The 769-nt window shown below is 53.8% G+C and carries 2 protein-coding genes; one reads left to right on the top strand and one right to left on the bottom strand.

Features of this window, described 5'->3' with window-relative positions; all coding sequences use genetic code 11:
- Window positions 1-354 (bottom strand): IS200/IS605 family transposase (gene tnpA, locus PZA18_RS24035; protein WP_284103420.1); only part of this gene is annotated, 354 nt, incomplete at its 3' end.
- 38 nt (window positions 355-392) lie between these two features.
- Between tnpA and PZA18_RS24030 the strand changes: the two genes are divergently transcribed.
- A partial coding sequence (locus tag PZA18_RS24030) for an RNA-guided endonuclease InsQ/TnpB family protein (protein ID WP_284103419.1) occupies window positions 393-769 on the top strand: 377 nt, incomplete at its 3' end.

The raw sequence follows: 769 nt of genomic DNA, 5'->3' as shown, positions 1-769 counted from the left end.
GCCCACGGTGCTTACGAAATACGCTCGATGCCAGAACAAAGGCTTCCAATAAAACTGCTTGAGGTGTTCAGCAAAACGATTGCGGGCGCGGCGCGCACTGGCGGTCTTGAGATTGTTGATCAGGATGGAGATGTTCAGCGCCGGATGGATGTTGATGAGCATGTGGACATGATCCGGCTCGCCACCGAATTCGATCAGTTCGCAGCGCCACGCATCCAGTACCTCAGAGAACGCATCTTTCAGGTAATCCAGCAATTCGGGAGACAAGGATTTCTTGCGGTACTTGGTCACCAATACAATATGTAGCTTAAGGTTAAAAACCGCATGAGAGCTAGATTTATTAGGCAATTCCACTTGTGCGCCCTAATAGAAAGATGTGCTAGTATAACCCCATGCAACGCCGCAAAGTCACCTTCAAACTCTACCCGAATGCTGCACAGTCCGAGCGGCTGGAGCAGTGGGTTCGGTTGCATTGCGAGCTGTATAACGCGGCACTGGAAGAGCGCATTGATGCGTACCGCAAGACGGGTAAGTCGATCAGCTACTACGACCAGCAAAACATTCTGCCGGAAGTCAAAGCGCTGCGCCCCGAACTGGTTGAGCTAGGCAGCCACGCCCTACAGCAGACCCTGCGCAAGCTGGATTTGGCATTCCAAGCTTTCTTCCGGCGCGCCAAGGCCGGGCAAACACCCGGCTTCCCGAGGTTCAAATCAAGTAAGCGTTTCTCAGGGTTCAGCTACCCGGACCCCGCCGGCTGGAAGATGCTGCA

Source organism: Parachitinimonas caeni (assembly GCF_030129945.1).
GTDB classification, from domain to species: Bacteria; Pseudomonadota; Gammaproteobacteria; order Burkholderiales; family Chitinimonadaceae; genus Parachitinimonas; species Parachitinimonas caeni.
The sequence above is the reverse complement of the archived record's forward strand: the minus strand, read 5'-3'. Positions and strand labels throughout refer to the sequence as shown.